Origin of the sequence: Pseudomonas sp. B22(2017), from assembly GCF_002113105.1 — a bacterium.
Taxonomy (GTDB): Bacteria; Pseudomonadota; Gammaproteobacteria; order Pseudomonadales; family Pseudomonadaceae; genus Aquipseudomonas; species Aquipseudomonas asiatica.
On record NZ_NEJN01000015.1, the window covers coordinates 33,924 to 58,985 of the forward strand.

A 25,062-nucleotide genomic window follows, 5' to 3' on the forward strand; every position below is an offset into this window, starting at 1 on the left:
GGCTTTGAGGGGGGGGGGGGCGGCAGAGCGGGAGGGTTTGACGGTGGAGTGTCTGCTCCTGTCAATCGAGCGTCGCCCGCGCGACGCATCGCGAGCTGCGCTCGCTCCTACGTTTGTTTCGGGCCAGTCGCGCGGGCAGCGCTCGATCTGCCAGACGCCACATAACCCACGACGAACAACACAAATCTGAATCCACGCCAAAAAAAAGGGCGACCCGAGGGTCGCCCTTTTTACCGATCAAACAGAACTCAGTTCTGCTTGGCCATTGCTTCGCGCAGCAGCGCAGCCATAGTGGTGTCGGCAGCCGCTTCCGGAGCGTTTTTCAGGCTCTGGATGGCTTCGCGCTCTTCAGCGTCGTCTTTCGATTTGATCGACAGGCTGATAACGCGGGACTTGCGGTCAACGCTGATGATCTTGGCTTCGATCTCTTCGCCTTCCTTCAGGACGTTACGCGCGTCTTCAACGCGGTCACGGCTGATTTCGGAAGCTTTCAGAGTAGCTTCGATGTCGTCGGCCAGGGTGACGATGGCGCCTTTGGCGTCAACTTCTTTCACGATGCCCTTGACGATAGCGCCCTTGTCATTGACAGCAACGAAGTTGGAGAACGGATCGTCTTCCAGCTGCTTGATGCCCAGGGAGATGCGCTCGCGCTCTGGGTCGACCGACAGGATGACGGTTTCCAGCTCGTCGCCCTTCTTGAAACGACGTACGGCTTCTTCGCCGGTTTCGTTCCAGGAGATGTCGGACAGGTGAACCAGGCCGTCGATGCCGCCGTCCAGACCAATGAAGATACCGAAGTCGGTGATCGACTTGATGGTACCGGTGATCTTGTCACCCTTGTTGAACTGGCCGGAGAAGTCTTCCCATGGGTTGGACTTGCACTGCTTGATGCCCAGGGAGATACGACGACGCTCTTCGTCGATGTCCAGAACCATGACTTCCACTTCGTCGCCAACCTGAACGACTTTCGACGGGTGGATGTTCTTGTTGGTCCAGTCCATTTCGGAAACGTGTACCAGACCTTCAACGCCTTCTTCCAGCTCAGCGAAGCAGCCGTAGTCGGTCAGGTTGGTAACGCGAGCCTGTACGCGAGTACCTTCTGGGTAACGGGCAGTGATAGCTACCCACGGATCTTCGCCCATCTGCTTCAGACCCAGCGAAACGCGGTTGCGCTCGCGGTCGAACTTCAGAACGCGTACGTCGACTTCGTCGCCAACGTTAACGATTTCCGATGGGTGCTTGATGCGCTTCCAAGCCATGTCGGTGATGTGCAGCAGGCCGTCGATACCGCCCAGGTCCACGAAGGCGCCGTAGTCGGTGAGGTTCTTGACGATACCCTTGACCTGTTGGCCTTCCTGCAGGGTTTCCAGCAGGGCTTCGCGCTCGGCGCTGTTCTCGGCTTCCAGCACGCTGCGACGGGAAACGACAACGTTGTTGCGCTTCTGGTCCAGCTTGATGACCTTGAATTCCAGCTCTTTGCCTTCCAGGTGGGTGGTGTCGCGCACTGGGCGGACATCAACCAGGGAGCCCGGCAGGAACGCACGGATGCCGTTAACGTCGACAGTGAAGCCGCCCTTAACCTTACCGTTGATAACGCCCTTGACCACTTCTTCGGCGGCGAAAGCTGCTTCCAGAACAATCCAGCACTCGGCGCGCTTGGCTTTTTCACGGGACAGCTTGGTTTCGCCAAAGCCGTCTTCGACCGCGTCCAGCGCAACGTGAACTTCGTCACCGACCTTGATGGTCAGCTCGCCAGCTTCGTTGTAGAACTGCTCGAGCGGGATGACGCCCTCGGACTTCAGGCCAGCGTGTACGGTAACCCAGTCGCCGTCGATGTCGACAACGATACCGGTGATGATGGCACCCGGCTGAAGATTGAGGGTTTTCAGGCTTTCTTCAAAGAGTTCTGCAAAGCTTTCGCTCATTTTAATTCCTGTAGATTCGGGCGAAACAGACGCCCATAGCCACATTCCAGACAATGTGGGTTTGTTTTAAGTAAAGGAAAGCCTGCAGGACGTTGACTGGTGCCCCTGCCTGCTTTCCTGGCTATCAGAGAAGGTCGCGCAGTGCGATCTCGCTCCTGATACGTTGCAACACCTGCTCGATGGACAACTCGGTAGAGTCCAACTGAATGGCATCGACCGCTGGCTTCAGCGGGGCCACTGCACGTTGGGTGTCGCGCTCATCACGCGCACGAATCTCATCCAGCAGACTCGACAGACTAACATCTTCGCCCTTGCCCTTCAACTGCAGGTAGCGGCGACGCGCCCGCTCCTCCGCGCTGGCGGTGAGGAAGACTTTCAACGGCGCGTCCGGGAACACCACGGTGCCCATGTCGCGGCCGTCGGCGATCAGGCCCGGCGCCTCGCGGAATTCGCGCTGGCGCACCAGCAGTGCATCACGCACGGCCGGCAGCGAAGCAACCATCGAGGCACCGGCACCGACGGTCTCGGTGCGGATGACGTTGCTGACGTCCTCGCCCTCGAGGATGATCTGTTGCAGCTTACCGGGCTCGGCGGCGATGAACTGCACATCCAGATGGGCGGCAAGCTTGGTCAGCAGCTCTTCGTTGGTCAGGTCGACGCCGTGGTTGCTGGCGTTGAACGCCAGCAGACGGTACAGCGCGCCAGAGTCCAGCAACCTCCAGCCCAGCTCGCGGGCCAGCAGCCCGGCGACCGTGCCCTTGCCCGAACCGCTTGGCCCGTCGATGGTGATTACCGGCGCCAGGGCACTCACGACTTGCCCTCTTCGGCCACGCGGATGCCCACTTCGGCACACAGCGCCAGGAAGTTGGGGAACGAGGTGGCAACGTTGGCGCAGTCGTGGATGCGGATCGGCGCGCTGGCGCGCAGCGAGGCCACACTGAAGGCCATGGCGATACGGTGGTCACCGTGACCATGCACTTCGCCGCCGCCCAACTGGCCGCCGTCGATGATGATGCCGTCCGGGGTCGGCTCGCACTTGATGCCAAGGGTGATCAGGCCGTCGGCCATGACCTGGATACGGTCGGATTCCTTCACCCGCAACTCTTCGGCACCACGCAGCACGGTACGCCCTTCGGCGCAGGCAGCGGCGACGAACAGCACCGGGAACTCGTCGATGGCCAGTGGCACCAGCTCTTCAGGGATCTCGATACCCTTCAGCTTGGCGCCGCGCACACGCAGGTCGGCCACCGGTTCGCCGCCGACTTCACGCTGGTTTTCCAGAGTGATGTCGCCGCCCATCAGGCGCAGGATGTCGATCACGCCGGTACGGGTCGGGTTGATGCCAACGTGCTCCAGCACCAGCTCGGAGCCTTCGGCGATGGACGCCGCCACCAAGAAGAACGCCGCCGAGGAAATGTCGGCCGGTACTTCGATACGGGTAGCAGTGAGCTTGCCGCCGGACTGCAGCGAGGCCACCGGGCCGTTGCTTTCGACGCTGTAGCCAAAGCCGCGCAGCATGCGCTCGGTGTGGTCACGGGTTGGTGCAGGCTCGGTGACGGTGGTCTTGCCTTCGGCGTACAGGCCGGCCAGCAGCAGGCAGGATTTGACCTGGGCACTGGCCATCGGCAGCGTGTAGGTCAGCGCCTTGAGCTTGTGGCCACCACGGATGGTCAGCGGCGGACGGCCTTCAGGGCCAGTTTCGACCACGGCACCCATTTCGCGCAGCGGGTTGGCCACGCGGTTCATCGGGCGCTTGGACAGCGAAGCGTCGCCGGTCATGGTCACGTCGAACGGCTGGCCGGCCAGCAGGCCCGACAGCAGGCGCATCGAGGTACCCGAGTTACCCACGTAAAGCGGCCCGGGTGGCGGCTTGAGGCCGTGCAGGCCGACGCCGTGAATGGTCACGCGACCGTGGTTCGGGCCTTCGATGACCACACCCATGTCACGGAATGCCTGCAGGGTCGCCAGCGCGTCCTCACCTTCGAGGAAGCCTTCGACCTCCGTGGTGCCTTCGGCCAGCGAGCCGAGCATGATCGAGCGGTGGGAAATCGACTTGTCGCCCGGTACGCGGATTCGCCCGGACAGGCGGCCACCCGGTTGGGCCAGGAAAATCAGATCGTTGGCGTTCATAGCGTCCACATAGGCCCGGCGGGCCAGGATTTTACTGAAATGCTCGCGGGCAACGCGTGCGCGGGTGAATACACCCAGCAGCTGGTGCCCGTCCCCTTCAGCGATCGCGTCGCGCAAGGCGTCGAGATCGCTGCGATATGTATCAAGCGTGCGCAGGACAGCGTCGCGGTTGGCGAGAAAGATGTCATGCCACATGGTCGGGTCGCTGCCAGCGATTCTCGTGAAATCGCGGAAGCCTCCCGCAGCGTACCGGAAGATTTCGAGGTTTTCATTGCGCTTGGCCAGTGAATCGACCAGGCCGAAGGCCAGCAGATGCGGCAAATGACTGGTGGCGGCAAGCACTTCGTCGTGGCGTTCGACCGACATGTGCTCCACATCGGCGCCCAGCTCGCGCCACAGGCGGTCGACCAGGGCCAGGGCGGCCGGGTCGGTTTCGGTCAGCGGCGTGAGGATGACCTTGTGCCGGCGGAACAGGGTGGCGTTGGAGGCCTCTACCCCGCTCTGCTCGGAGCCGGCGATGGGGTGGCCGGGGACGAAGCGCGGCAAGCGCTCCCCAAAGACGGCCCGCGCCTCACGCACGACGTTGCCCTTGGCGCTGCCGACGTCGGTGATGACGGCAGCGCCAAGGTCGAGCTTGGCCAGGCGGGCCAGGACTTTTTCCATGGCCAGGATCGGCACGGCCAACTGGATGACATCGGCACCGACACAGGCGGCGGCAAGGTCTTCTTCGCAGCGATCGACCACGCCCAGGGCCACGGCCTGCTTGCGCGAGGGGGCGTCCAGGTCGACACCGACCACTTCGCGGCACAGGCCGCTTTCACGCAGGCCCTTGGCGAACGAGCCACCGATCAGGCCGAGGCCGACCACGACCAGGCGGTTGATGATTGGCGCGGGTTTGGTTGTTACTGCTTTTACCACTGGTGCGAACCCTGTTCAGAAATCTAGACAGCCTGTGAGGGCCATTGGGGCTGCCTTGCAGCCCATCGCGGCACAAGGCCGCTCCTACAGGGGCCAGTACAGTTTCGAGGCCTGCACAATACCTTTAGGAGCGGCCTCGTGTCGCGATGGGCCGCACAGCGGCCCCGGCAATCTTCGATCAAAGCACCGCCTTCGGATACGAGCCCAGCACCTTCAGCGCCACAGCCTCCTGGCTGATCTGCTCGAGCACCGCCTTGATCAGCGGGTCGCGGTGGTGGCCGACGAAGTCGATGAAGAACACGTAGGTCCACTTGCCGCTACGCGACGGGCGGGTCTCGATGCGAGTCAGGTCGATGCCGTTCTGGTGGAACGGTACCAGCAGTTCGTGCAAGGCACCCGGCTTGTTGCTCATCGAAACGATGATCGAGGTCTTGTCGTCGCCGGTCGGCGGCACTTCCTGGTTACCGATCATCAGGAAGCGCGTGGAGTTGTCCGGGCGGTCTTCGATCTTCTCGGCCAGGCGAGTCAACCCGTACAGGTTGGCCGCCATGTCGCCGGCGATCGCCGCCGAATTCCACTCGCCCTTGACCCGCTTGGCGGCCTCGGCATTGCTAGACACGGCCACGCGCTCCACGTTCGGGTAGTGCGCGTCCAGCCACTTGCGGCACTGGGCCAGCGACTGGGCGTGGGAGTAGATGCGAGTGATGCTGTCGGTCTTGGTGTTCTCGCCCACCAGCAGGTGGTGGTGGATGCGCAGCTCGACCTCGCCGCAAATCACCATGTCGTGTTCAAGGAAGCTGTCCAGGGTGTGGCTGACAGCACCTTCGGTGGAGTTTTCCACCGGCACCACGCCGAAGTTGACGGCACCGGCCGCCACTTCGCGGAACACTTCGTCGATGGCCGCCATCGGCCGGCTGATCACCGCGTGGCCGAAGTGCTTCATGGCCGCAGCCTGGGTGAAGGTGCCTTCAGGGCCGAGGTAGGCGATTTTCAGCGGCTCTTCCAGGGCCAGGCACGACGACATGATTTCGCGGAACAGCCGCGCCATCTCTTCGTTGTCCAGCGGCCCCTTGTTGCGCTCCATCACGCGCTTGAGCACGGCGGCTTCACGCTCGGGGCGGTAGAACACCGGTTTTTCGCCTTCCGCCAGCGAGGCGGTCTTGACCTTGGCCACTTCCTGGGCGCACCGGGCGCGCTCGCTGATCAGCTCGAGGATCTTCTCGTCGAGGCTGTCGATGCGAACGCGCAACGCCTTCAGTTCGTGCTCGGACATCAGCCGTGCTCCTTCTCGAATTCGGCCATGTAGGCCACCAGGGCTTCGACCGCTTCAAGGCCCAGGGCGTTGTAGATGGAAGCGCGCATGCCGCCTACCGAACGGTGGCCCTTGAGGTTGAGCAGGCCACGGGCATCGGCGCCGGCGAGGAAGGCCTTGTCCAGGCGCTCGTCAGCCAGGCGGAACGGCACGTTCATCCACGAACGGGCGTTGTGGCTGATCGGGTTGGTGTAGAACTCGCTGCTGTCGATGAAGCCGTACAGGCGGTCTTTCTTGGCGCGGTTGCGCTGCTCCATGGCATCGACGCCACCCTGCTCTTTCAGCCACTCGAACACCAGGCCCGAGAGGTACCAGGAATAGGTGGCCGGGGTGTTGTACATCGAGCCGTTGTCGGCCGAGACCTTGTAGTCGAGCATGGTCGGGCAGCTGCTGCGGGCGCGGCCCAGCAGGTCTTCGCGCACGATCACCACCACCAGGCCGCTCGGGCCGATGTTCTTCTGCGCGCCGGCGTAGATCAGGCCGTACTGCGACACATCGATCGGGCGCGAGAGGATGTCGGACGACATGTCGACCACCAGTGGCACGTCACCGGTTTCCGGCACCCAGTCGAACTGCAGGCCACCAATGGTCTCGTTGGACGCATAGTGCACGTAGGCAGCGTTCTTGGTCAGCTTCCACTCGTTCTGGCCCGGGATGGCCAGGTAGTCGTAAGGCTTGGCGCTGGCGGCGACGTTGACGTTGCCGAAGCGGCGCCCTTCCTCGATGGCCTTTTTCGACCAGATGCCGGTCTCGATGTAGTCGGCCGTACCGTTTTCCGGCAGCAGGTTCAGCGGGATTTCGGCGAACTGCTGGCTGGCGCCGCCCTGCAGGAACAGCACCTTGTAGTTGGAGGGGACGGACAGCAGGTCACGCAGGTCCTGCTCGGCCTTTTCGGCGATGGCCACGTAATCGTCGCTACGATGGCTCATTTCCATCACCGACAAGCCCTTGCCACGCCAATCCAGCATCTCGGCCTGGGCGCGCTGCAGAACAGCGTCAGGAAGCGCGGCAGGGCCTGCGCAGAAGTTAAAGGCTCGTTTGCTCACATCCACTCTCGCTCTGCCAAATGGTACAAATTCGTTTCTTGCAGGCCTCGCATCGCTCTTGTAGGAGCAGCCTTGTGCTGCGAATGGGACGCGTAGCGGCCCCGGCTATCCATGCGTTGACGCTGAAATTCCGGGGCCGCTTCGCGTCCCATTCGCAGCACAAGGCTGCTCCTACAAAAACAGCATGCCCCTTCAGGGCCAGCCATTGCCTGCTGTAATCAGTCAAACGGGGCGACCTTGGTCGCCCCGTTCGGGTTTTACGCTTGCTTACTCCTGCGGGGCCTCTTCGGCGCCAGCAGCTTCTTCGTTGTCTGGCACTTCAGCCTCGACGCCCTCTTCACCCGCCTCGATCACATCATCGAGTTCGTCCTCGGAAGGCTCCTGGATACGCTCCAGGCCCACCAGTGTCTCGTCGGTAGCCAGCTTGATCAAGGTCACGCCCTGAGTGTTGCGGCCCAGGCTGGACACCTCGCCAACGCGGGTACGCACCAGCGTGCCCTGGTCGGAGATCAGCATGATCTCCTCACCTTCCTGCACCTGGATGGCACCGATCAGCAGACCGTTGCGCCCCTTGGTGCCCATGGCGATCACACCCTGGCCACCACGGCCGCGACGCGGGAACTTGGACAGCGGAGTGCGCTTGCCGAAGCCACGCTCGGAGGCGGTGAGGATCTGCGCGCCGGATTCCGGGATCAGCATGGAAATGATCTGCTGGCCCTTGCCCAGCTTCATGCCGCGCACGCCACGGGCGTTACGGCCCATCTCGCGCACCACGCTTTCAGCGAAGCGGATCACCTTGCCGGCGTCGGAGAACATCATGACCTCCTTGGCGCCGTCGGTGATGGCCGCGGCGATCAGGGTGTCACCTTCCTTCAGCTTCAGGGCGATCAGGCCGTTGGAGCGCGGACGGGCGAACTGCACCAGCGGGGTCTTCTTCACGGTACCCGAAGCGGTGGCCATGAAGATGTAGGCGCCGGTCGGCTCGGCCACCCATTCAGGGGTGTCGCCGTCTTCCTCGTCCACTTCCTCGGCCTCGACCACTTCGCCTTCGAGCACGGTGTCTTCCGCGTCCTCCAGCTCTTCGTCGGCGTCAGCGTTCTGCTGCAGGGCCTCGAGGTCGATCTGCAGCATGGCGGTGATGCGCTCACCTTCCTCCAGCGGCAACAGGTTGACCAGCGGGCGGCCGCGGGCGGCGCGGGACGCTTCAGGGATGTCGTAGGTCTTCAGCCAGTACACCTTGCCCTTGCTGGAGAACAGCAGCAGGGTGGCATGGCTGTTGGCAACCAGCAGGTGCTCGACGTAGTCCTCGTCCTTCACCCCGGTAGCCGACTTGCCTTTGCCGCCACGGCGCTGGGCCTGGTAGGCGGACAGCGGCTGGGTCTTGGCGTAGCCGCCGTGGGAGATGGTCACCACACGCTCTTCTTCCGGGATCATGTCGCCGTAGTTGAGGTCGTGGCGCGCATCGAGAATTTCGGTACGACGGGCATCGCCATATTCGGCGCGGATGGCTTCCAGCTCTTCGCGGATCACTTCCATCAGGCGCTCGGCGCTGCTGAGGATGCGGATCAGCTCGCCGATCTGCTCGAGGATTTCCTGGTACTCGGCCAGCAGCTTCTCGTGCTCCAGGCCGGTCAGGCGGTGCAGGCGCAGGTCGAGAATAGCCTGGGCCTGTTCCGGCGACAGGTAGTACTTGCCTTCACGCAGGCCGTACTGCTCCGGCAGGTCCTCGGGGCGGCAGGAATCGGCGCCGGCGCGCTCGACCATGACCTGCACGGCACTGGATTCCCAGGCAGTGGAGATCAGGGCTTCCTTGGCCTCGGACGGGGTCGGCGAGGCCTTGATCAGGGCGATGACCGGGTCGATGTTGGACAGCGCGACCGCCTGGCCTTCGAGGATATGGCCGCGTTCGCGGGCCTTGCGCAGCTCGAACACGGTACGGCGGGTCACCACTTCACGGCGGTGACGGACGAACGCTTCGAGCAGGTCCTTGAGGTTGAGCAGGCGCGGACGGCCGTCGACCAGGGCCACCACGTTGATACCGAATACGCTCTGCAGCTGGGTTTGCTGGTAGAGGTTGTTGAGCACCACCTCCGGCACTTCGCCGCGACGCAGCTCGATGACGATGCGCATGCCGTCCTTGTCGGACTCGTCGCGCAGCTCGGTGATGCCTTCGATCTTCTTCTCTTTGACCAGCTCGGCGATCTTTTCGATCAGACGAGCCTTGTTCAGCTGGTACGGCAGCTCGGTAACCACGATCTGCTGGCGACCACCGACCTTGTCGATGTCTTCGATCTCGGAACGGGCGCGCATGTAGATGCGGCCACGGCCGGTGCGATAGGCCTCGATGATGCCCTGGCGACCATTGATAAGGCCGGCAGTCGGGAAGTCGGGGCCAGGGATGTGCTGCATCAGCTCATCGATGGTGACTTCGGGGTTGTCGATGAGTGCCAGGCAGCCATCGATGACCTCGCCGAGGTTGTGCGGCGGGATGTTGGTCGCCATGCCCACGGCGATACCGCTGGAACCGTTGACCAGCAGGTTGGGAATACGGGTCGGCATGACCGCCGGGATCTGCTCGGTGCCGTCGTAGTTGGGCACCCAGTCGACGGTCTCCTTGTGCAGGTCGGCCAGCAGCTCGTGGGCCAGCTTGGCCATGCGCACTTCGGTGTATCGCATGGCTGCGGCGTTGTCGCCGTCCACCGAACCGAAGTTGCCCTGGCCGTCGACCAGCAGGTAGCGCAGCGAGAACGGCTGGGCCATACGCACGATGGTGTCGTAGACCGCGGTGTCGCCGTGCGGGTGGTACTTACCGATCACGTCACCGACCACACGGGCGGATTTCTTGTACGGCTTGTTCCAGTCGTTGCCCAGTTCGCTCATCGCATAGAGAACGCGACGATGCACGGGCTTCAAGCCGTCACGCGCATCGGGCAGCGCTCGCCCGACAATCACGCTCATCGCGTAGTCGAGGTAAGACTGTCTCAGTTCGTCTTCGATATTGACCGGGAGGATTTCTTTGGCCAGTTCGCCCATGAGAAGCCTGATTCCTTTTTCTGGTGAAACTTCGCAGCTCCATCAAGGGCCGAACGAAGCTCGCCGCCGCAGCGCATAAGGGTGCGACGACTTACGACAAATCAATGAGTTGTGCCATGGATCTGCGCAATGAAGGCCGCCGTGGTGGGCGGTCTTGGAAACTGCCGGATGTTATCACAAAGGCAGGGGCGGTGGGGAGATGTGGCAGGTGGCCTCACACGAGGGTAAATCTGGATTTTTTATAGCCTGTGCCGGCCTCTTCGCGGGTAAACCCGCTCCCACAGGTACACCACCGCCCTCAGGCCTTGTGCTATCCCTGTGGGAGCGGGTTTACCCGCGAAGAGGCCGGCACAGGCACTACGAATATCAGTGCAGCCGCTTGCGGCAGATCAATTGCGCCAGCTTGGCGGCATCCGGCCGCTCGACGATGCCGCGCTCGGTCACGATCACGTCGATCAGGTCGGCAGGGGTCACGTCGAATACCGGGTTGAACACCTCGACATCCGGCGCCACGCGGGTGCCGCCAATGTCCAGCAACTCGTCGGCAGCGCGCTCTTCCAGCGGGATGTCCTCGCCCGTGGCCAGGTTCAGGTCGATGCTGGTGCTCGGCGCCACCACCATGAACCGTACGCCGTGATGCATGGCGCTGACCGCCAGCTGATAGGTGCCGATCTTGCTGGCCACATCGCCGTTGGCGGCGATGCAGTCCGCGCCCACCACCACCCAGGTGATGCCCTTGCTCTTCATCAGGTGGGCCAGCGCCGAGTCGGCGCACAGGGTCACCGGGATGCCTTCCTTGGCCAGTTCCCAGGCGGTCAGGCGCGAGCCATGCAGCCAGGGGCGGGTCTCGCCGGCGTATACACGCTCGACCATGCCCTCCAGGTAACCGGCACGGATCACCCCCAGCGCGGTACCGAAACCACCACAGGCCAGAGCACCGGCGTTGCCATAGGTGAGCAGGGTCTGGGCGTTGCCCTGGTGGCGACGAATCAGCTCGATACCGTACTGGGCCATGGTCAGGTTGGCCTCGCGATCGCTCTCGTGGATGGCCACCGCTTCGGCCTCCAGTGCCGCCAGCACATCTTCGTCCTGACGCAGGCGCTGCAGGCGCTCACGCATGCGGTTCAGCGCCCAGAACAGGTTGGCGGCGGTAGGGCGCGCTTCAGCCAGGACAAGGAAGTCTTCCTCCAGGTCCATTTCCCAGTCGCCGCCCTCGGCCAGCCGATCCTCAAGGGCCAGCACCAGGCCATAGGCCGCGGCAATGCCGATGGCCGAGGCGCCGCGCACGGCCATGTCGCGGATCGCCGCTGCAACCTGCGCGACATTGTCGCAGGCCAGCCAGCGCTCTTCCGACGGCAGCAGGCGCTGGTCGAGCAGGTGCAGGACGCCGCCCTGCCAGCGGATCCCGGTCACCTTCTCCGCCGCCAAAAGTCGCTCGCGCATCGCCTCTCCCCGTCGTTCGGATATCAAAAGCCGGCGATTATAGCGACCCTCGGGGCCGAGCGCTCGGGTATACTCCGGCGCAATTTTGCGAAGTTTCAGAGGACTGTTCTAATGAGCAACGTCGACCGCGCCGAAATCGCCAAGTTCGAAGCGCTGGCCCACCGCTGGTGGGACCGCGAAAGCGAGTTCAAGCCGCTGCACGAAATCAACCCGCTGCGCGTCAACTGGATCGACGAGCGCGTCAGCCTCGCCGGCAAGAAGGTGCTGGACGTGGGTTGCGGCGGCGGCATCCTCAGCGAGGCGATGGCCCTGCGCGGCGCCACGGTCACCGGCATCGACATGGGCGAGGCGCCACTGGCCGTGGCCCAGTTGCACCAGCTGGAGTCGGGCGTGCAGGTGGAATACCGGCAGATCACCGCCGAAGCTCTGGCCGAGGAAATGCCCGAACAGTTCGACGTGGTCACCTGCCTGGAAATGCTCGAGCACGTGCCCGACCCGTCTTCGGTCATCCGCGCCTGCTACCGCATGGTCAAGCCTGGCGGCCAGGTGTTCTTCTCCACCATCAACCGCAACCCCAAGGCCTACCTGCTGGCCATCGTCGGCGCCGAGTACATCCTGAAGATGCTGCCGCGCGGCACCCACGACTTCAAGAAGTTCATCCGCCCGTCCGAGCTGGGCGCCTGGAGCCGCGTTGCCGGCCTTCAGGTGAAGGACATCATCGGCCTGACCTACAACCCACTGACCAAGCACTACAAGCTCAGCAGCGACGTCGACGTCAACTACATGGTCCAGACCCTGCGCGAGGAATAAACATGAGTTTGCGAGCAGTACTCTTCGACATGGACGGCACCTTGCTCGACACGGCGCCGGACTTCATCGCCATCTGCCAGGCCATGCTCGCCGAGCGCGGCCTGCCGGCCGTCGATGACAAGGTGATCCGCGACGTGATCTCCGGCGGTGCCCGCGCGATGGTCGCCGCGACCTTCGCCATCAGCCCGGAGGCCGAGGGCTTCGAAGCCCTGCGCCTTGAGTTCCTCGAGCGCTACCAGCGCGACTGCGCGGTGCACAGCAAGCTGTTCGACGGCATGGCCGAGCTGCTGGCCGACATCGAGAAAGGCAACCTGCTGTGGGGTGTGGTCACCAACAAACCGGTGCGCTTTGCCGAGCCGATCATGCAGCAACTGGGCCTGGCCGAGCGTTCGGCGCTGCTGATCTGCCCGGACCACGTCAAGAACAGCAAGCCCGACCCCGAGCCGCTGATCCTCGCCTGCAAGACCCTCGGCCTGGACCCGGCCAGCGTACTGTTCGTCGGCGACGACCTGCGCGACATCGAGTCTGGCCGCGACGCCGGTACTCGCACGGCGGCAGTGCGCTACGGCTATATTCATCCAGAGGACAACCCCAACAACTGGGGCGCCGATGTGGTGGTGGACCACCCGCTGGAACTGCGCAAGGTGATCGACAGCGCGCTGTGCGGCTGCTGAACCCCGTCTAGACCGAGGCACAGCCCCTGTGGGAGCGGGTTCACCCGCTCCCACAGGGGCTGTGCCGCGCCAACGAACTCGAAGGACCTACCATGTTCGACTACACCGCCCGCCCCGACCTGCTGCAAGGCCGGGTCATCCTGGTTACCGGTGCCGGCCGCGGCATCGGCGCCGCTGCCGCCAAGGCCTACGCTGCGCTTGGCGCCACCGTGCTGCTGCTGGGCAAGACCGAGGCCAACCTCAACGAGGTCTACGACCAGATCGAAGCCGCCGGGCACCCGCAACCGGTAGTGATCCCGTTCAATCTGGAAACCGCCCTGCCCCACCAGTACGACGAACTGGCGGTAATGATCGAAGACCAGTTCGGCCGCCTCGACGGCCTGCTGAACAACGCTTCGATCATCGGCCCACGTACGCCGCTGGAGCAGCTGTCGGGTGACAACTTCATGCGCGTCATGCACATCAACGTCAATGCCACCTTCATGCTCACCAGCACCCTGCTGCCGCTGCTGAAGCTGTCGGAAGACGCTTCGGTGGTGTTCACCAGCAGCAGCGTCGGGCGCAAGGGCCGGGCCTACTGGGGCGCCTATGGCGTGTCCAAGTTCGCCACCGAGGGCCTGATGCAAACCCTGGCCGATGAACTGGAAGGCGTGGCACCAGTGCGCTCCAACAGCATCAACCCCGGTGCCACGCGCACGGCGATGCGGGCACAGGCCTACCCTAGCGAAAACCCGCAGAACAACCCGCTGCCGGAAGAGATCATGCCGGTGTACCTGTACCTGATGGGGCCGGACAGCAAAGGGGTGAATGGGCAGGCGTTCAACGCCCAGTAAGGCTTTTGCCTGTACCGGCCCTTTCGCGGGTGAACCCGCTCCCACAGGGTTATTCACCGCCCATGAGGGCAGCGCAGTACTTGTGGGAGCGGGTTTACCCGCGAAGAGGCCGGGACAGGAAAGCGATCAGCCCGCTGCCAACACCGGGCGCATGCGCCCTTGCTGGCGCCCTTCCAGCTGCATGCACCGTTCCAGGAACAGGTACATGCAGTCGTAGCTCTTGCAAATCGCCTTGCGCAGTTCATTGCGCAGCCCCAGGGTCGGGTTCTCGCCAGCCAGCGTACAGATGATCTCCAGCGCCTCCCACGGGTGCGCGTCGTCATACTGGGCATGCATCTTCAGCCACTTCATCGCCCGCTTGCGCTGATCCTCCGGGAAGCCCAGCGCATAGGTGTCGGTGGAGCACACCACCGCCGACCATTCACCGGTCGCACCTTCGATGGCGTAGTTGGTCGCCGCCATGGAAATGGCCAGGTTCTCGGTGGCGCACACGCGCCAGCACCAGTCGTTCAGGCCGTTCAGTTCAGGCGGCACTTCCTGGGCCTGCAGCTCGTGCAGGTGCACGCCATGCGCCTGGCACCAGTTCACCCAGTAGTCGGCGTGGTTGAGCTCGACACGGATGTTGCGCATCAGCCAGCGCCGCGCCATGTCTTCGCCCTGGTGACGGCCATAGCGGGTCTTGGTCAGGTTGTGAGCCATGTAGAGCGAAAACTGCTCCACCACCGGCCAGCCACCGATCAGGTACTGGCGAATGGTCGATTGCTTCAACTGGCCATCGCGCAGGCGCGCGTAGAACTCATGCTCGACTACCCGGCGCTTGCTCTCGCGGCAGTCTTCAATCAGTTGCTGGGCCCATTGGGGGTAGCTGGCGGGATCCATCAAAGGCCCGATACGAACGAATGCGTCAATCACTTTCAGCTCCTTGATCCTTGTGATTTCTAGCTAGCGAAACGTGCCAGGTGCCCGCTGCAACAGAGGCCGGGCGGCGATCCGTTGGCGCTGCAGACTGTCACAGGTGAACACCTGGGGGCGTTCGATGAGGTAGCCCTGGGCGTAATCCACGCCAATTTCCTGCAAGGCCTGCTCGATCAAGGGTGTTTCGACGAATTCGGCAATGGTGCGCTTGCCCATTACGTGACCGATGTGGTTGATGACCTCGACCATGGCCCGGTTGACCGGGTCGTCGAGCATGTCCTTGACGAAACTACCGTCGATCTTCAGGTAATCCACGGGCAAATGCTTGAGATAGGCGAACGACGACATGCCAGCGCAGAAATCATCGAGCGAGAAGCGACAACCCAGCCCCTTCAACTCGTTGATGAAGCGGATGGCGCTGCCAAGGTTGGCTATGGCGCTGGTTTCGGTGATTTCGAAACAGATCATCCGCGGCGGAATGGCGTATTCGACGAACAGGCGTTGCAGGTATTCGAGGAACTTGTCATCGCCAATGCTCGACCCCGACAGGTTGATCGCACAGATCGACAGCGGCCCCTCGCGCCCTTCGTCCAGGCACTGGCGGATGACCAGGAACACATTGCGCACCACCCAGCGGTCCAGCGCGGTCATCAGGCCGTAGCGCTCGGCCGCCGGGATGAAACTGCTGGGCAGGATGGTACGCCCGCTTTCGTCGTGCAGGCGCAGCAGGATCTCGATATGGCCGGGGCCTTCGAAGGTTTTCAGCGGGGCGATTTCCTGGGCGTACAGGCAGAAGCGGTTTTCTTCCAGGGCCACGTGCAAGCGCTGGATCCAGGCCATTTCACCAAAGCGCATGGACAGCTCGCTGTCGTCGGCATGGTACACCTGCACGCGGTTGCGGCCCTTTTCCTTGGCCATGTAGCAAGCCATGTCGGCGGCGCGCAGCGAGGTTTCGAGGGTGCCGGGGGACTGGGCCATGTGCACCAGGCCGACACTGACGGTGGTGACGAACGGCCGCCCTTTCCACACGAAATGCAGGCTCTGCACCAGCTGGCGCAGCTGCTCGGCAATGCGCTCGGCCTGGTCGGGCGGGCAGTTTTCCAGCAGCACGCCAAATTCGTCACCACCCAGCCGGGCCAGGGTATCGCCCTCGCGCAGGCCGGACTGCAGCACGGCGCAGATGTGCCGCAGCAGCTCGTCGCCGGCGGCATGCCCGCAGGTATCGTTGACCAGCTTGAACTGGTCGAGGTCCAGGAACATCAGCGAATGCCGCCCGGCCTGGCGCGCCAGGTCATTGAGCGCCTGCTCCAGGCGGTATTCGAACTCGCGGCGGTTGGCCAGGCCGGTCAGGGCGTCATGAGTCGCCTGCCAGGACAGGTTGGCGATGTACTGGCGCTCCTGTGTCATGTCGTGCAGCACCAGCACGATACCGCTGACCTGGCCGTCATTGACGATCGGCGAGCCGACCAGGTTGACCGACACAGTACTGCCGTCCAGGCGCTGGATCAGCCGGGCATGCTCGGCGCCACCCTTGAGGCTGCCGCTGAGCACCTGCTCGACCAGGCTGCGGCCGTCTTCCTCTGCCTGCTCGTCCACCAGGCTGAACAGCGCCGACAACGGCAGGCCCTGGGCTTGGCCGGCCTGCCAGTGGGTCAGTTGTTCGGCGGCCGGGTTCATGTAGCCGATACTGCCCTCCACATCGGTGGTAATCACCGCATCGCCAATGGCCTGCAGGGTAATCTGCGCCCGCTCCTTTTCTTCTTGCAGGGCGCTGGCAAAGGCCTGGCGCTGGGCCAGCAGCTTGCTGGAGCGGCGCCAGGCAATGGCAATCAGGAACATCGCGGTCAGCAGGTTGGTGATAAGCAGCACCCGCAGCAGCATGCGCGAGCCTTCGCCCAAGGCATCGCTGAACGCCTTGGCGGCCGGGGTTACCCCTTCGTTGATGGTGACGATGCGCGCCTTCCAGTCGCTTATTGTGCGGGCGTCGACCGAGCCAGCGGCGAAGCTGCTGCGCATTTCCACGGCCAGCATATCCAGCTTGCCCAGGTAGTCGTCGCCGATGTCCCAGTAGTCGATGGCCGTCTGCATGTAGCTTACGTTGCGAAAGTTACGGTAGAACCAGATGATCCGCTCGACATCGTCGGGGTGGTTACCGCCTTGCAGCACGGCCTGGCGCGCGGCATCCAGGTCGGGGCTGGGCTGGTCCATCACTTCGCGCAGTTGGTGATCGCCCTGGGGCACGGTGATGGCCTGGCGATAGCGCTGATAGGTGCTGTCGTCGCGGGTTTCGGCGTACAGGTTGAGGTAGTAGATGGCGTCTTTCTGCGCCTTGGACCACAGGCTTTCACCCGCGACGTAGGCACGCACGGCCGAGAGCGTATAAAGGCTCAGGCTGCCCAAGGCTACCTGGAAGACCACAACGGCGATGAAGGGCCAGGTGATGCCGAGCAACTTTGGCGCTTCTAGAGTGCGATGTCCCTTCATGGAGTCCCTGTCACAGAGCAGATAAGGCGCAAATCAACCCAGACAAAGCACAGCGTAGGCCATTTGCCATCCTCGCGGTTGGGTTTTTTATGACAGGAAACCCGGGGGTTTTCGCATGGCCTTCCCGGCCCTATCGCCGGCAAGCCAGCTCCCACAGGTACCCCACAACGCTCAGGCCTGTGGTAATCCTGTGGGAGCTGGCTTGCCGGCGATAGGGCCCGCACAGGCAGCCACAAATTCAGCTCTGCTGCAGGTGCCCGTAAAGCTTGGCATACAACCCACCCTCGGCAATCAGCTGCTGGTGGTCGCCATCCTCGGCCACATGCCCGCCGTCGAACACCAGCACCCGGTCGGCCTGTTTCACCGCCGACAGGCGGTGGGCGATGATCAGTGTGGTGCGGCCGCTGAGGAAGCGCGCCAGGGCTTGGTGCAGGTTGTATTCGGTGGCGGCATCCAGGGCCGAGGTGGCTTCGTCGAGGATCACCACCTTGGGTTCGGCCAGCACCATGCGGGCAATGGCCAGGCGCTGGCGCTGGCCACCGGACAAGCGCACGCCGGAGCGCCCCACCACACTGTCCAGGCCCTGCGGCAAGGCGGCGATGGTGGCATCCAGCTGGGCGATGCGCAGTGCCTGCCAGCAGGCCTCGTCGCTGCAGTCACGGCCCATGGTCAGGTTGGCGCGCACGGTGTCGTTGAACAGCGAAGGGTGCTGCAACACCACCGCGACGTTTTCACGCAGGGTTTCCAGGCCGATTTCCTGCAGGCTGGCACCGCCAAAGCGGATGGTGCCGGCCTGGGCGCTGTAAAGCCCCAGCAACAGCTGCACCAGGGTGCTCTTGCCGCCACCGCTGGCGCCGACTATCGCCACCTTCTCGCCCGGGGCGATGGACAGGTCGAGGTGCTCGAGCACCGGCTCGTCGGCATAGGCAAAGCGCAGGTCGCGCACTTCGATACCTACCGTCTCGCGGCCGGCGAACGGGTTGCTGGCCGCCGGGTACTGCGGCTCGTCGGCACGTGCCAGCAGCTCGTTGAGGCGGCTCAATGCGCCGCCGGCGGCGTAGTAGGCGTATTGCAGGTTGAGCAGTTGCTCCACCGGGCCGATCATGAACCACAGGTAGCTGAATACCGCCAGCATCTGGCCGATCGACAGGTCGGAGAACAGCACGGTGAGCATGGCCGCGGCGCGGAAGATATCGATGCCGAACTGGAACAGCAGGCCACTGGCGCGGCCGCTGGCATCGCTTTTCCACTGCGAGTCCACGGCATAGTCCCGCACTTCGCGGGCGCGCAGGCCAAGGCGACCGAGGAAGTAGCCCTGGCGGTTACCGGCGCGAATTTCCTGAATGGCGTCGAGGGTTTCCGCCAGCGCCTGGGTAAAGCGTGCGGTGCTGTCGTTCTCGAGCTTTTTCAGGTGCTTGACGCGCTTGCCCAACTGCACGGTGAAATAGATCACCAGCGGGTTGAACAGCAATATCAGCATGGCCAGCTGCCAGTGCATCCAGATCAGGATGGCCGCCGTGCCGGTCAGGGTCAGCATGGCCACCAGGAAGCGGCTCAGGGTTTCGCCGACGAACTTGTCGAGGGTGTCCAGGTCGGTGACCAGATGGGTGGTTACCGTGCCGCTGCCCAGGCTTTCGTATTCCTTCAGCGAGATGCGCTTGAGCCGCTCGATCAGGCGAATGCGCAGGCGATAGACGATGTCCTTGGCCAGGCCGGCGAACAGCTTGGCCTGGATCACGTTGAACGCCAGCGCGGCCAGGCGCAGGCACAGGGTCAGCAGCAACATCAGGCCTATGTAGCCCGCCGCCACCTGCCAGTTGGACGGCAGCAGGTGGTTCATCCACTTCAGCGCGGCATCGCCATGGCCCAGCAGCACTTCGTCCACCAGCAGCGGCAGCAACAGCGGGATGGGCACGCTGCAGCAGGCCGCCAATACGGCGATGAAGTTGGCGGACCAGAGGTTTTTCTTGTGATGCAGGGCCAGGCGGCGGATTTCCGCCCAGCTCAGTCGATCAGCCGCAGTGTGGGGCTTGCCCGGCACCGGGTCGGGTGACCCAGGCACATCAAGCACAGGCGGCCTGCTGCAGCCAGCGGCCGAGCAAGGGTTGCAGGCGCTCCAGCGGCTGATAGCCGTTGGTCAGCAGGGCCAGTTGGCCATTGCGTTCGGCCAGCAAGGTCGGGAAACCGGCGATGCCCAGGTCCTGGGCCCAGCTGAAATCGGCTGCTGTGGCGGCGCGGCTGTCGGCACAGGCGAAGGCCTCGGCGAACACGGTGCGGTCGAAGCCTGCCTGTTCGGCCAGGTCGACCAGATGCGGCGCAATGGTCACGTCCACGCCCTGCTCGTAGAACGAACGCTGGATCAGCGCCAGCAGCGGCCAGACGCGTTCGGCGTCCAATTCGCGGGCGGTGACCAGGGCACGGCAGGCCGGCTCGGTGTCGTAGACGAAGCCGTCGGGCATGGCCCCCTCGAAGCGGAACGGCTGGCCGGTGGCGTCGGCCACCGCCTGCCAGTGTTCAAGGATGTACTTGCGGGTAGAGATGTCCAGGGCACTGCCGCCGGTACGCAGCCCGCCTGGCACCAGGCGGGTGGGCACGCCTGCGTCACGCGCCTGGGCGATCAGGGCCGCTGCCACGGGTGCGAAACCCCAGCACCAGGAGCACATCGGGTCCATCACATAGATCAGGCGTGCAGACATGCATCAAGCCTCGGCTTTGTAGTTGTAACCGATCGGGTGCGGCAGGTTGCGGGCCTTGGCCAGCTCGATCTGCTTCTGCCGGTCGATGGCGCTACGCCGGGTCTTCTCGCTCAGGGTGTCCCAGCAGTGCGGGCAGCTGACCCCTGGCGAATAGTGCTCGGACGCGCGCTCCTCTGCGTTGATCGGGTGGCGGCAGGCGTGGCACTGGTCGTACTCGCCTTCGCTCAGGTCATGGCGCACCGTGACGCGGTTGTCGAAGACGAAGCAGTCGCCGTCCCACAGGCTTTCTTCCTGAGGCACTTCCTCGAAGTATTTCAGGATGCCGCCCTTAAGATGATAGACCTCCTCGAAGCCTTCACCGAGCATGTAGCTGGAGGCTTTTTCGCAACGGATACCGCCGGTACAGAACATGGCAACCTTCTTGTGCTTGCTGGGGTCGAAGTTGGCCTTGATGTAGTCGGGGAACTCGCGGAAGGTTTCGGTCTTCGGGTCGATGGCGCCCTTGAAGGTACCGATGGCCACTTCGTAGTCGTTGCGGGTGTCGATCAGCAGCACTTCCGGGTCGCTGATCAGCGCGTTCCAGTCCTTGGGCTCGACGTAGGTGCCGACCGCCTGGTTCGGGTCCACGCCCGGTACGCCGAGGGTTACGATCTCTTTCTTGAGCTTGACCTTGGTGCGGTAGAACGGCTGTTCGTCGCAGTACGATTCCTTGTGGTCGACATCGGCCAGGCGTGGGTCGTTGCGCAGCCAGGCCAGCAGGCCGTCGATGCCTTCGCGGGTGGCCGACACGGTGCCGTTGATGCCCTCGTGGGCCAGCAGCAGGGTGCCCTTGACGTTGTTGTCGAGCATGGTCTTGAGCAGCGGCTCGCGCAGCTCGACGTAGTCTTCCAGGGTGACGAACTTGTACAGCGCCGCGACGACGATGGGTTGGGACATGAAGCAGGATCTCCAGTGGTTGCCCTCGTAAGGGGCGGACCGGGTTTGACAGTGTGACAAAAAAGCGGGGGCGCTTTGCGCCCCATTCGCGGCACAAGGCCGCTCCTACAGGGGAATGCACCAGCCGACGGGCTGCGCTATCCCTGTAGGAGCGGCCTTGTGCCGCGAATGGGCCGCAAAGCGGCCCCCGGATTTTGCAGGATTCTACCAGAACAACAGCAAGGTTTCAGTGCCCGCCGCCCGCGCACACCGGCGAGGCCGGTGCAACGCCGACCTTGGCCCACTCTTCGGCGGTGTAGGTGTGGATGGCCAGGGCATGGATCTCGCCCATCAGCTCACCCATGGTGGCGTACACCTTCTGGTGGCGCTTGACGCTGTTCAACCCGGCAAACTGCTCGCTGACGATCACTGCCTTGTAGTGGGTCTCCTGACCACGACTGTGCATGTGGCTTTCATTGAGCACTTGCAGGTGTTGCGGCGCCAGGGCGGCCAACTGCTGTTCGATACGCTGTTGCATGGTCATCGCGGCGTACTCACTTCTTCGCCGGGGCGGCGGCCTTGCCAGCGTTCGGGTCCAGTTCCTTGGTCATGTCGTCCAGCAGCTTGTTCACCACCGGTACCGCTGGCTCCAGGCTCTGCTGGGTCAGCTGGGCCGACTGCTGGGTGACCTTGGGCATTTCGCGCAGCACTTTCTTGCCCAGCGGCGATTCGTAGAACTTGACCAGGTCCTTGAGCTCCTGCTCGGTGAAGGTCTGGGTGTACAGGTCGACCATCTTCGGCTTCAGCTTGTTCCAGCCGATGGCGTTGTCCAGCGCGGCGTTGGCCTTGGCCTGGTAGCTTTCCAGCACCGGCTGCTTGGTGGCCGGGGCCTTGGTCTGGGCGAAACGTTGGGCGAACATCTGCTGGACCTGCATGTACACCGGGGTGCCCAGCTTGTCGGCGTTGGCCAGGGTCAGGAATTTCTCGGCAGCAGCGTTGTGGCTGGCGGTGGCAGCGAGTACCTGGCCGCTGGCGCAAGCCAGGGCAACGGCGGCACAAAGGACACGGAGACGGGTCATTGCATTTCCTTCAGAAGAGAGGGAGGCGGGTACCTCAGAGTAGAGCATTCTGCGCCGTGGTGGCGATGTGCTCAAGTGGCACGACGAGCGACTGAACCGCTCGGTCGAATCAGGGCCTAAACTGCGATTTCGAACTACAAGGGAGTGAGTACAGAATGAGCCGTATCGAGACAGACAGCCTGGGCCCGGTCGAAGTTCCTGAGGACGCCTACTGGGGTGCGCAGACCCAGCGTTCGCTGATCAACTTCGCCATTGGCAAGGAACGCATGCCCATCGCGGTGCTGCATGCCCTGGCGCTGATCAAGAAGGCCGCGGCACGCGTCAACGACCGTAACGGCGACTTGCCGGCCGACATCGCCCGGCTGGTCGAACAGGCCGCCGACGAAGTGCTGGACGGCGAGCATGACGACCAGTTCCCGCTGGTGGTCTGGCAGACCGGCAGCGGCACCCAGAGCAACATGAACGTCAACGAAGTGATCGCCGGTCGGGCCAATGAACTGGCCGGCAAGGGCCGTGGCGGCAAGGCGCCCGTGCACCCCAACGACCACGTCAACCGCTCGCAGAGCTCCAACGACTGCTTCCCCACCGCCATGCATATCGCTGCGGCGCAGGCGGTGCACGACAAGCTGCTGCCGGCCATCGCAGAGCTGTCCTCGGGGCTGGCCGAGCTGTCGGCACGCCACCACAAGCTGGTAAAGACCGGCCGTACGCACATGATGGACGCCACGCCGATCACCTTCGGCCAGGAGGTCTCGGCCTTCGTCGCGCAGCTCGACTACGCCCAGCGCGCCATCCGCGCCACCCTGCCGGCAGTGTGCGAACTGGCCCAGGGCGGCACCGCCGTGGGTACCGGGCTCAACGCCCCGCATGGTTTTGCCGAAGCCATCGCCGCCGAGCTGGCGGCGCTGTCCGGCTTGCCGTTCGTCACTGCGCCGAACAAGTTCGCTGCCCTCGCCGGCCACGAGCCACTGACCAGCCTGGCCGGCGCCCTGAAGACCCTGGCCGTGGCCCTGATGAAAATCGCCAATGACCTGCGCCTGCTGGGTTCCGGCCCGCGCGCCGGGTTGGCCGAGGTACGCCTGCCGGCCAACGAGCCGGGCAGCTCGATCATGCCAGGCAAGGTCAACCCTACCCAGTGCGAGGCGCTGTCGATGCTGGCCTGTCAGGTGCTGGGCAACGACGCGGCGATCGGCTTTGCCGCCAGCCAGGGGCATTTGCAACTGAACGTGTTCAAGCCGGTGATCATCCACAACTTGCTGCAGTCGATCGAATTGCTGGCTGACGGCTGCCGCAACTTCCAGCAGCACTGCGTGGCGGGCATCGAGCCGGATGCCGAGCAGATGGCGGCGCACCTGGAACGGGGGCTGATGCTGGTGACGGCGTTGAACCCGCATATTGGCTATGACAAGGCAGCGGAAATTGCCAAGAAGGCCTATGGCGAAGGCAAGACCTTGCGCGAGGCGGCACTGGAGTTGAAGTACCTGACCAATGAGCAGTTCGACCAGTGGGTGAGGCCGGAGAACATGCTGGCTCCGGGGGGTAAGGGCTGAGTCGTGCACTGCCTTTACCGGCCCTTTCGCGGGTGAACCCGCTCCCACAGGATTACCACAAGGCTGAATATTGTGGGATCCCTGTGGGAGCGGGTTCACCCGCGAAGAGGCCGGTACAGGCGATCATTGAGCCTGGGCCAACCGCGCCCTGCGGGCGCGCCACCCGGCCACCAGCGAAGGCCCCAGCGCCACCAGCGCCGAGCCCAGCACCACGGTCACCGCCCCCACATAGCCCAGGGCATTGATGTCCTCGGCGTGCACATAATCAGGCCACACCAACGCCGCCAGTGCCACCGCGACAAAGGTCACCAGCGGGGTCAGCGCCAGCGTGGCACTCACCCGCGACGCCTCCCAGTGCGCCAGCGCCTCGGCGAACGCGCCATAGGCCACCAGGGTGTTCAGGCAACAGGCCAGCAACAGCCAGCCTTGCACCGGGGTCAGCTGCAACGCCTCCAACGGGTGGGCCCAGGGTGTCAGCAGCGCGGCGCAACTGAGGTAGATCACCATCATTACCTGCTGCGAATGCCACACCGTCAGCAACTGCTTCTGGCTGAGCGCATAGAACACCCAGACGCTGGTGGCCAACAGGATGGTCAGCACGCCGGTGGTATAGGTGCCGAGCGAGGTCAGCAGCTCTTCCAGGCGCTGGTTGAAAAACAGCCCGAACCCCGCCAGCAGGATCAGCAGACCCACGCCCTGCCCCAGGCTGAAGCGCTCGCGGAACACGAACACGCTGGCCACCAGCAACAGCACCGGGCCGATCTGCACGACCAGTTGGGCGGTGCCCGGGCTGAGCAGGTTCAGGCCGATCAGGTACAGCACGTAGTTGCCCATCAGGCCAAGCACGGCCATTACCACCAGGCCTTTGCCCTTGGGCGTCAGCTTGCTGAAGGAAGGCAGCCTGCGCTTGGCGGCCAGCCAGGCGAACAGCAGGCCGCCGGAGACCAGCAGGCGGTACCAGGTGACGGTGACCGGGTCGACCACTTGCAGCACCTGCTTGAGCTTGATCGGCAGGATGCCCCAGAGCAACGCCGTCAAAAGTGCCAGGAAAAGGCCATAGCCCCAGCGGCCGGTAATGGTGTGCATAAAATCCTCGATCGAGCCCGTGGTGGGGGTGGTTGAATTCTACGGGCTTGAAAGGCGGGGACGGTGGCGGGTGCCGGGAAAAGAATTCATCAGGTCATTCTTCTGCGGCATGGCTTGGCAGTTGTGCTGCCTGTTCTGGCCCTTTCGCGGGCACGCCCGCTCCCACTGGGACCCCACAAGATTCAGAGTGTGTGCAAATCCTGTGGGAGCGGG

19 protein-coding genes are annotated in these 25,062 nt (G+C 63.8%); 4 read left to right on the forward strand and 15 right to left on the reverse strand.

Annotated elements, in window-relative coordinates:
• Positions 1–248 precede the first annotated feature (248 nt).
• From rpsA to mtnA, 7 genes are all read right to left on the reverse strand, one after another.
• On the reverse strand, positions 249–1,925 hold the full coding sequence (rpsA, locus tag CAG18_RS23050; protein WP_003252673.1) for a 30S ribosomal protein S1: 1,677 nt from the start codon (positions 1,923–1,925) through the stop codon (positions 249–251).
• A gap of 124 nt (positions 1,926–2,049) precedes the next feature.
• Positions 2,050–2,736, reverse strand: coding sequence for a (d)CMP kinase (gene cmk / locus CAG18_RS23055; protein ID WP_003260862.1), 687 nt, complete (start codon positions 2,734–2,736; stop codon positions 2,050–2,052).
• Positions 2,733–4,940: a bifunctional prephenate dehydrogenase/3-phosphoshikimate 1-carboxyvinyltransferase gene (locus CAG18_RS23060; protein ID WP_256573438.1), complete on the reverse strand. Its 2,208-nt coding sequence runs from the start codon at positions 4,938–4,940 to the stop codon at positions 2,733–2,735. The genes cmk and CAG18_RS23060 overlap by 4 nt, the downstream gene beginning before the upstream one ends.
• A 211-nt stretch (positions 4,941–5,151) precedes the next feature.
• Positions 5,152–6,246 (reverse strand): prephenate dehydratase, encoded by a 1,095-nt coding sequence (gene pheA, locus CAG18_RS23065; RefSeq protein ID WP_013971453.1) that lies wholly within the window; start codon positions 6,244–6,246, stop codon positions 5,152–5,154.
• Positions 6,246–7,331 (reverse strand): 3-phosphoserine/phosphohydroxythreonine transaminase, encoded by a 1,086-nt coding sequence (gene serC, locus CAG18_RS23070; RefSeq protein WP_015269304.1) that lies wholly within the window; start codon positions 7,329–7,331, stop codon positions 6,246–6,248. The genes pheA and serC overlap by 1 nt, the downstream gene beginning before the upstream one ends.
• Before the next feature lie 267 nt (positions 7,332–7,598).
• Entirely contained in the window at positions 7,599–10,364 is a 2,766-nt protein-coding gene (gyrA, locus tag CAG18_RS23075) for a DNA gyrase subunit A (protein ID WP_085721640.1), read from the reverse strand.
• Positions 10,365–10,730: 366 nt separating this feature from the next.
• Positions 10,731–11,807: an S-methyl-5-thioribose-1-phosphate isomerase gene (mtnA, locus tag CAG18_RS23080; protein WP_085721641.1), complete on the reverse strand. Its 1,077-nt coding sequence runs from the start codon at positions 11,805–11,807 to the stop codon at positions 10,731–10,733.
• A 111-nt stretch (positions 11,808–11,918) separates the two neighbouring features.
• On the opposite strand from mtnA, the gene ubiG reads away from it, so the two are divergent.
• The 3 genes from ubiG to CAG18_RS23095 all read left to right on the forward strand — a co-directional run bounded on the left by ubiG (position 11,919) and on the right by CAG18_RS23095 (position 14,124).
• Positions 11,919–12,617 (forward strand): bifunctional 2-polyprenyl-6-hydroxyphenol methylase/3-demethylubiquinol 3-O-methyltransferase UbiG, encoded by a 699-nt coding sequence (gene ubiG, locus CAG18_RS23085; RefSeq protein ID WP_003260863.1) that lies wholly within the window; start codon positions 11,919–11,921, stop codon positions 12,615–12,617.
• A 2-nt stretch (positions 12,618–12,619) separates the two neighbouring features.
• Complete coding sequence (gene mupP, locus CAG18_RS23090; protein WP_024086445.1) at positions 12,620–13,291, forward strand: N-acetylmuramic acid 6-phosphate phosphatase MupP; 672 nt, start codon at positions 12,620–12,622, stop codon at positions 13,289–13,291.
• 92 nt (positions 13,292–13,383) lie between these two features.
• The gene (locus CAG18_RS23095) at positions 13,384–14,124 is read left to right on the forward strand and encodes a YciK family oxidoreductase (protein ID WP_015269300.1); all 741 of its coding nucleotides are present in this window, start codon (positions 13,384–13,386) and stop codon (positions 14,122–14,124) included.
• A 126-nt stretch (positions 14,125–14,250) separates the two neighbouring features.
• Here CAG18_RS23095 and CAG18_RS23100 read toward each other — a convergent pair whose 3' ends face one another.
• From CAG18_RS23100 to CAG18_RS23130, 7 genes are all read right to left on the reverse strand, one after another.
• Positions 14,251–15,036, reverse strand: coding sequence for a TenA family transcriptional regulator (locus tag CAG18_RS23100; protein WP_015269299.1), 786 nt, complete (start codon positions 15,034–15,036; stop codon positions 14,251–14,253).
• Positions 15,037–15,066: 30 nt separating this feature from the next.
• Positions 15,067–17,523, reverse strand: coding sequence for an EAL domain-containing protein (locus CAG18_RS23105; RefSeq protein ID WP_085721642.1), 2,457 nt, complete (start codon positions 17,521–17,523; stop codon positions 15,067–15,069).
• Between the two features lie 238 nt (positions 17,524–17,761).
• Complete coding sequence (locus CAG18_RS23110) at positions 17,762–19,594, reverse strand: ABC transporter ATP-binding protein (RefSeq protein ID WP_085721643.1); 1,833 nt, start codon at positions 19,592–19,594, stop codon at positions 17,762–17,764.
• On the reverse strand, positions 19,587–20,219 hold the full coding sequence (locus CAG18_RS23115) for a DsbA family protein (protein ID WP_085721644.1): 633 nt from the start codon (positions 20,217–20,219) through the stop codon (positions 19,587–19,589). The genes CAG18_RS23110 and CAG18_RS23115 overlap by 8 nt, the downstream gene beginning before the upstream one ends.
• 3 nt (positions 20,220–20,222) lie before the next feature.
• A complete protein-coding gene (locus CAG18_RS23120; protein ID WP_013971443.1) occupies positions 20,223–21,155 on the reverse strand; it encodes a rhodanese-related sulfurtransferase in 933 nt (310 codons plus the stop codon).
• Positions 21,156–21,381: 226 nt separating this feature from the next.
• The gene (locus CAG18_RS23125; protein WP_003252644.1) at positions 21,382–21,678 is read right to left on the reverse strand and encodes a BolA family transcriptional regulator; all 297 of its coding nucleotides are present in this window, start codon (positions 21,676–21,678) and stop codon (positions 21,382–21,384) included.
• Positions 21,679–21,688: 10 nt separating this feature from the next.
• A complete protein-coding gene (locus CAG18_RS23130) occupies positions 21,689–22,213 on the reverse strand; it encodes a DUF2059 domain-containing protein (RefSeq protein WP_003259051.1) in 525 nt (174 codons plus the stop codon).
• A 155-nt stretch (positions 22,214–22,368) separates the two neighbouring features.
• Between CAG18_RS23130 and CAG18_RS23135 the strand changes: the two genes are divergently transcribed.
• The gene (locus CAG18_RS23135; protein ID WP_085721645.1) at positions 22,369–23,763 is read left to right on the forward strand and encodes a class II fumarate hydratase; all 1,395 of its coding nucleotides are present in this window, start codon (positions 22,369–22,371) and stop codon (positions 23,761–23,763) included.
• A gap of 123 nt (positions 23,764–23,886) precedes the next feature.
• Here the strand turns inward: CAG18_RS23135 and CAG18_RS23140 are convergent, their stop codons facing one another.
• Positions 23,887–24,849, reverse strand: a complete 963-nt coding sequence (locus CAG18_RS23140) for a DMT family transporter (RefSeq protein WP_085721646.1) — start codon at positions 24,847–24,849, stop codon at positions 23,887–23,889.
• Positions 24,850–25,062: the final 213 nt, after the last annotated feature.

Bases quoted from the DNA above. Each gene is read 5' to 3' on its own strand.
- rpsA (WP_003252673.1), bottom strand. From the start codon at position 1,925: ATGAGCGAAAGCTTTGCAGAACTCTTTGAAGAAAGCCTGAAAACCCTC.
- pheA (WP_013971453.1), bottom strand. From the start codon at position 6,246: ATGTCCGAGCACGAACTGAAGGCGTTGCGCGTTCGCATCGACAGCCTC.
- gyrA (WP_085721640.1), bottom strand. From the start codon at position 10,364: ATGGGCGAACTGGCCAAAGAAATCCTCCCGGTCAATATCGAAGACGAA.
- mtnA (WP_085721641.1), bottom strand. From the start codon at position 11,807: ATGCGCGAGCGACTTTTGGCGGCGGAGAAGGTGACCGGGATCCGCTGG.
- ubiG (WP_003260863.1), top strand. From the start codon at position 11,919: ATGAGCAACGTCGACCGCGCCGAAATCGCCAAGTTCGAAGCGCTGGCC.
- mupP (WP_024086445.1), top strand. From the start codon at position 12,620: ATGAGTTTGCGAGCAGTACTCTTCGACATGGACGGCACCTTGCTCGAC.
- CAG18_RS23095 (WP_015269300.1), top strand. From the start codon at position 13,384: ATGTTCGACTACACCGCCCGCCCCGACCTGCTGCAAGGCCGGGTCATC.
- CAG18_RS23105 (WP_085721642.1), bottom strand. From the start codon at position 17,523: ATGAAGGGACATCGCACTCTAGAAGCGCCAAAGTTGCTCGGCATCACC.
- CAG18_RS23115 (WP_085721644.1), bottom strand. From the start codon at position 20,219: ATGTCTGCACGCCTGATCTATGTGATGGACCCGATGTGCTCCTGGTGC.
- CAG18_RS23120 (WP_013971443.1), bottom strand. From the start codon at position 21,155: ATGTCCCAACCCATCGTCGTCGCGGCGCTGTACAAGTTCGTCACCCTG.
- CAG18_RS23125 (WP_003252644.1), bottom strand. From the start codon at position 21,678: ATGACCATGCAACAGCGTATCGAACAGCAGTTGGCCGCCCTGGCGCCG.
- CAG18_RS23130 (WP_003259051.1), bottom strand. From the start codon at position 22,213: ATGACCCGTCTCCGTGTCCTTTGTGCCGCCGTTGCCCTGGCTTGCGCC.
- CAG18_RS23135 (WP_085721645.1), top strand. From the start codon at position 22,369: ATGAGCCGTATCGAGACAGACAGCCTGGGCCCGGTCGAAGTTCCTGAG.
- CAG18_RS23140 (WP_085721646.1), bottom strand. From the start codon at position 24,849: ATGCACACCATTACCGGCCGCTGGGGCTATGGCCTTTTCCTGGCACTT.